The following is a 5,356-nucleotide window of genomic DNA, read 5'->3' on the forward strand; positions in this document are numbered from 1 at the left end:
CGCGGAAACCATCTTGGCCAGCGGCCGCGAGTGGCCGCACCGACAGGCCGAACATATGGACGCAAGCGATCCGATCCGTTCTGAAAATCTCTTGCTGCACGGGGGCCGTCCACATATGGGTCCCGGGCTCGGCGCTTGCGCGCCGCCCCGGGACGACCGACAAATCATGCAAAGCCCTCCATGAGGGGCAGCGCGGAGGCCAGAGACGGCACCGTCGAAACTCCGGAACGACTTCCGCGCCGCGGCATTCCCTCTCGAACCCCATCGTTTCGAGAGGATGCCATGCCGTTCCGACGATCGCCTGTCCGACTATCGCCCGTCCGCCGGTCCCGTGCGGTTCGGGCCGCCCTGACGGCGGCCGTGATCGCCGCTCCGACGCTGCTCGTCCCCACGCTTTCCGCATCGGCCCAGACGCCGCTGCCGGCGATGCCGTCGACCGGCGGGGTCGGCCCGGTGTCGGCCCAGCCGGTGCCACTCACCGAGGAGCAGAAGGGGGCGATCGCCCAGGCGGTGCGGGAGAACCGCCGCGACGTGAAGGTGCCGCCCGGTGTCTCGCCGCAGGTCGGCGCCGAGCTGCCGCCCGCGATGGAGCTGCACATGCTGCCCGACCGGGCGCTGGCCGACATCCCGGAGGCGAAGCCCTACCGCTACACCGTGGTCGAGGAGCGCGTCGTGCTGGTCGATCCGACCACGATGCGGGTCGTCGAGGTGCTGGCGAAATAGCGGCGCGTCGCGCGTCACCGCGCAATCACGTCGCCTTCACTTCGCCTTGGCGCGATCGAGCAGGCGGCTCGCCGCGGTCGGCAGCACGTCGAGGAACGGCCCCATGAAGAAGGCCTCGCCGCTGCCCTCGCCATAGGTGGCGTCCCAGGCGTCGATCATCTCGCGTACCGTGCTCGCACAGGCCGGCATCGAATCGACGATCAGATCGCCGAGCGTCGCCCCGGGCGCGGTCGCCTCGACCGCGGTGGCGTCGGCGCTCGCGCGGCGATAGCGCGGATCGGCCGCGACGGCGCGCACGATGCAGTCGGTCGTCGCGGTGATGCGGCTCTGCAGGCCGGCGCGGCCGGTGGCGGTGCCCGGGTCGATCGGTCCCGTCGCGACCGCGGTCACCAGCGCCGCCCCAAACAGCGGTGCCATGATCATGACAATCCCCCCGTCCTCGATCGCCCCGTTGGGCCTCCGCACAGCGAGGCAAGCAAGCCGCGCGCCACTGCACACGCCGAGTCGTGTCCGAGCATAATCGAAACAAGGTTAAGGCCGCATCAAGCTGTGCGGCGACGGCGTGGCGGCGAAGCGGCCCGATCCGCATCCAGGAACCGCATCCGGAAGGCCGGCGTTGACCCGGCGATCACACCGGATGGAGGTCTCGCATGCGCCGTTCGCCGCCGATCCTGATGCTCGCGGCCGTGCTGGCGCTCGCGGCGCCGACCCTCGTCACGGCCCAGACGACGCCGCAGGACACCCAGAATCCGGGCCCGGCGCCGCGCGTGAACTTCACCGACGCGCAGCGCCATACGATCTATCAGAGCGTCAGCCGCACCCAGAAGAACCACGCCGCCCCGACCGGCTTCCGGGTCTCCATCGGCGCCACGCTGCCGGCCGGCGTCGACCTCGCGCCGATGCCCGACACGCTGGTCACGCTGATGCCGGAGGCGAAGCCCTTCGCGGTGGCCATGGTCGAGAAACAGGTCGTGCTGGTCGAGCCGGAGTCGCGGCGCGTCGCGCTCGTGATCACGTCGGAGGAATGAGGGCGTCCGCGGCTGGAAGGATCACGAGGAGCAGATGGCGAAGAGCCCCACCCGCACGCATGTCGAGACGGACGAGACTCGGGATCGCACCGGACAGGAGTCGTCCGCGCCCGATCCGAAGCGCGATCCCGCGCCGCCCGGCAACACCGAGAAGGACCCGGACGACTGGGTGTCGGGTGGCGAGCCGATGACCGGCGCGCAGGCGTCCTATCTGAAGACGCTGTCCGAGCAGGCGCACGATCCCGACACCTTCGCGCCCGACCTCACCAAAGCCGAGGCGTCGCGCCGCATCGACGCGCTGAAACAGCGGCTGTCATTGGACAAGTAGAGAGTGCGGCTCGCACTTCACCTCTCCCCGGCGGGGAGAGGTCGGACCGCGAAGCGGTCCGGGCGAGGGGGTGCCGAGCTCTCCGACCGACGCCGTAACCCCTCACCCCGGTGCGCGCTGTCGCGCGCCCCGACCCTCTCCCTCAGGGAGAGGGTCCCGTGCCCTTTCGCGACGCATCGTTATTCCGATCGGCAACGATCTGATCAGATCGGGGACGCGTCCCGCCTCCTCACGCCGTCTTGGTCTCGTCGACGCCGACGTGCGTCTTCCACTTCGACATGCTGTCCGCGATGATGCGGGTCGAGGCCATGGCGGCCTGGTTGAGCTGGGCGTAGCCGGCGAGCTCGCGCTGGACGCGCTCGCCCTCGCTGGCGATGTAGTCGCGCAGCGTCTGCAGCTCGCCGATCAGGTTCTCGATCTCGGCGAGCGACGTGCCGGCGACCCGCTGCACCAGGGTCGAGATGTTGCTGGCCGCGAACTCGCCCGAGCCGGTGTCGGTGCCGCGCCGCACCGGCGTGAAGTCGCGCCGGACGAACTCGCGGATCTCGCCCTCGAACGAGGTGGCGGCGGCCTCGACATCGTCGGCCGGCTGCAGCGGCGCCTGGGTCGTGATGGTCATACTCCCCGTACTCCTGGTTTGAAACTCTGGTCCCCTGGGCGCATCCGGCCGGGCTCGATCCACCCTGCGGTGGCCCCCTTCGAGCGACGCCCCAAGGCGACGCGCCATCCCCCGATTAACTCGCGGGAATTTGACCTCGTGACGGCCGTACTGGGGCTTTTGCCGCCCCGCTCTCGTCCAAAGATCGTCACAATCCTGGGATCCGGCCGACGCTCACGAGACCGTGTGGCGGTATGACCGGAACGGCACCGGAGCGCGGGCGTTTGGGGTGTACCGTCCCCAGCCCGGAGAGGCCGCATGACCGCATCCCGCCTGCTCGCCGCCCGTCCGCTCGTGCCTCGCAGCATCGCCCCCCGCATGCTCGCCGTCGCCGCGGCGCTCCTGTCCGGAACCGCTCTCGCAAACGCCCAGACCGTCATCTCCCGCGAGGTCTCGAACGAGCCGGTCGAGACCGTGATCACCAGCGGGCCGGCCGGGATCACGGTGACGCGGCGCCCACTGCAGACCATGGCGCCCCCGGTGGTCTCGACCACGCCGGTGTTCCCGACCTACGGCCCCGCCGGGGAGACTTATCTGCAGAGCTGGGCGCCGGCGCCCAGCGGTTACGCTCCCGCCTACCCGGCGCCGCCGGCCGTCGCCGTCGCTCCGCCCGCGCCGGTGGGCGGCAGCGTGACGGTGCGGCCCTATGGCGGCCCCTATGTCGAGACCGTGCCGGTCGACGCGACCCGCACCGTGGTGATCGAGGAGTCGGTCGACGATCCGGTGCCGGCGCCGGCGGTCCGCACGGTGCGGCGCGGCACGCCGCCGATCATGGCGCGCGCGGTCGAGCCCGAGCCGACCCGCACCAGCCGCACCCGCACGGCCCGGCGCGTCACCAGCGATCCGATGGCGCTCGCGCCGACCCAGCGGGCCGTGATCTATCGCACGCTCGGGCAGCAGGCCTCCTACGATCCGGCGGCGCTCGAGCGGGTGACGCCGACCTACGCGCAGCCCTGGGGCCAGCCGGCCTACGCGCAGCCCTATGGCTGGCAGCCGGGTTACGCCGGTTACGCGGCGGTGCCGACCACCCGCGCCGTGACGTACACGGTCGGCTCGGTCGTGCCGGACAGCGTGACGCTCGCCCCGGTGCCGCGCCAGCTCGTGACGCAGATCCCGCAGACGCGTGGCTACCAGTACGCCGTCGTCAACGGCCGGGTGCTGCTGATCGACCCGACGACCGGCACCGTGGTGGCCGACGTCGTCCGCTGACGCCCGCCTGCGACCGCGACGCGGCCCCGGCCGCGTCGCGGCGTCGAAGCCGCAGACAAAAACCTTCCCGAACGAGAAAACGCGGACACCCCCGATGACGATTCGCCATTCCGCCACGCTTCCCGGCACGCCGCAGCGCGTGCGCCGCATGACCGACGCCGAGATCAACGCCGCGATCGATCGGCAGATCGAGCGCAACGTGCTGTTCTACGCCGAACATCCGGACGAGATCGCGCTGCGCCTGCGCGCCCTCGACGCCGAGTGGGACATCGAGCGCGCCCTGCAGGCGAATGCCGCGGCGCTCGGGCTCGCCGGCTCGCTGCTGGCGCTCACCCGCGGCGGCGGCTGGCTCGCCGTGCCGGCCGTGGTCGGTGGATTTCTGCTCCAGCACGCGACCCAGGGCTGGTGCCCGCCGCTGCCGGTGATGCGGCGCATGGGCTTCCGCACGGCGCGCGAGATCGACGTCGAGCGCAACGCCCTCAAGGCGCTGCGCGGCGACTATGCGGAGGTTCCGAAGTCGGGCGATTCGGCTGCGCGCGCACGCGCCGCCCTGCAGGCCGCCCGCTCCGGCCCGTTCGCCGGGCCCGCGGCGGCGCCTGCTCCGTCCGCGATGGCGGCGGCGGCCGCCGCCGTCAAGCCGACCGCCTCGCCGCCGACCGTGCCGAAGCCGGCGTGACACTGCTGGCGACAGTCGAGACGTCATTCCGGGGCGCGCCGGAGGCGCGAACCCAACCCCGATGACAGAACTCGCCGCTGGATTCCGGGTTCGCAGCTCCGCTGCGCCCTGGAACGACCGCAAGAGAGTCGGACAGATGCCGTATCAGTCCTGCGGATAGCCGATCAGGATCTCGGCGATCACCGGCTTGACGCCCTTCAGGGCGGCGTCGGTGGAGGCGAACTCCTTGCCCGAGGCCTGCGCCTTGGCGGCGTCGGTCGCCTTGGCGTCCGGCGTCAGCCGCACCCCGACCTTGCAGCCGCCCGGCAGCGAGGCGAGGGCGCCACCCTGCCAGTCGATCACACTGCCGCCGTTGTCCTGATCGAAGCCCGACACCTTGAACGGCTTGCCGTTGGCCTTCTCGAGCTGGGCGAGCGGCAGGCCGAGCTTGAGGCCCTTGGGCGCCGTCCAGCCCGACTGGCCGGTGACGACGATGAGCGACACGTCGCTGCGCGCCGCCTCGTTCTGCCACAGCACCTCGAGCCGGCGCTTCGGGTCGGTCGGGTACACCAGGGTGGCGTTGAGCTTGCTGCCCTCCGGCCCGTCGACCTCGCCGAACTCGACGTTCTTGGCGTCGAAGGTCTGGGCGAGCTGGAGATGGCTCGATCCTTTCGCGAACACGCCCGCGCAGGCGATCGCCTTCGGGGCGCTGGCCGCGGCGGCGGCCGGCTTCGGCGCGGCGGCCCGGCGCGGCG

General features: G+C 71.7%; 8 protein-coding genes. 5 read left to right on the forward strand and 3 right to left on the reverse strand.

The window, feature by feature from the left end; genetic code table 11:
- Positions 1-360 precede the first annotated feature (360 nt).
- Entirely contained in the window at positions 361-723 is a 363-nt protein-coding gene (locus CCR97_RS32105; RefSeq protein WP_146618969.1) for a DUF1236 domain-containing protein, read from the forward strand.
- A gap of 36 nt (positions 724-759) precedes the next feature.
- On the opposite strand, the gene CCR97_RS16870 is transcribed toward CCR97_RS32105, so the two are convergent.
- Positions 760-1,140, reverse strand: coding sequence for a hypothetical protein (locus CCR97_RS16870; RefSeq protein WP_146618968.1), 381 nt, complete (start codon positions 1,138-1,140; stop codon positions 760-762).
- Positions 1,141-1,373: 233 nt separating this feature from the next.
- On the opposite strand from CCR97_RS16870, the gene CCR97_RS16875 reads away from it, so the two are divergent.
- A complete protein-coding gene (locus CCR97_RS16875) occupies positions 1,374-1,751 on the forward strand; it encodes a DUF1236 domain-containing protein (RefSeq protein WP_111360515.1) in 378 nt (125 codons plus the stop codon).
- 34 nt (positions 1,752-1,785) lie between these two features.
- The gene (locus CCR97_RS16880) at positions 1,786-2,079 is read left to right on the forward strand and encodes a DUF3072 domain-containing protein (protein WP_111360514.1); all 294 of its coding nucleotides are present in this window, start codon (positions 1,786-1,788) and stop codon (positions 2,077-2,079) included.
- Positions 2,080-2,308: 229 nt separating this feature from the next.
- On the opposite strand, the gene CCR97_RS16885 is transcribed toward CCR97_RS16880, so the two are convergent.
- Entirely contained in the window at positions 2,309-2,698 is a 390-nt protein-coding gene (locus CCR97_RS16885) for a hypothetical protein (protein WP_111360594.1), read from the reverse strand.
- A 297-nt stretch (positions 2,699-2,995) separates the two neighbouring features.
- On the opposite strand from CCR97_RS16885, the gene CCR97_RS16890 reads away from it, so the two are divergent.
- Together CCR97_RS16890 and CCR97_RS16895 are read left to right on the forward strand one after the other, a co-directional pair.
- On the forward strand, positions 2,996-3,946 hold the full coding sequence (locus tag CCR97_RS16890; protein WP_111360595.1) for a DUF1236 domain-containing protein: 951 nt from the start codon (positions 2,996-2,998) through the stop codon (positions 3,944-3,946).
- Positions 3,947-4,040: 94 nt separating this feature from the next.
- Complete coding sequence (locus CCR97_RS16895; RefSeq protein ID WP_244670504.1) at positions 4,041-4,622, forward strand: SPX domain-containing protein; 582 nt, start codon at positions 4,041-4,043, stop codon at positions 4,620-4,622.
- A 144-nt stretch (positions 4,623-4,766) separates the two neighbouring features.
- On the opposite strand, the gene CCR97_RS16900 is transcribed toward CCR97_RS16895, so the two are convergent.
- Positions 4,767-5,356, reverse strand: a 590-nt coding sequence (locus CCR97_RS16900; RefSeq protein WP_201159685.1) for a hypothetical protein, incomplete at its 5' end; no start/stop codon positions are given.

Source organism: Rhodoplanes elegans (assembly GCF_016653355.1).
Classification (GTDB): Bacteria; Pseudomonadota; Alphaproteobacteria; order Rhizobiales; family Xanthobacteraceae; genus Rhodoplanes; species Rhodoplanes elegans.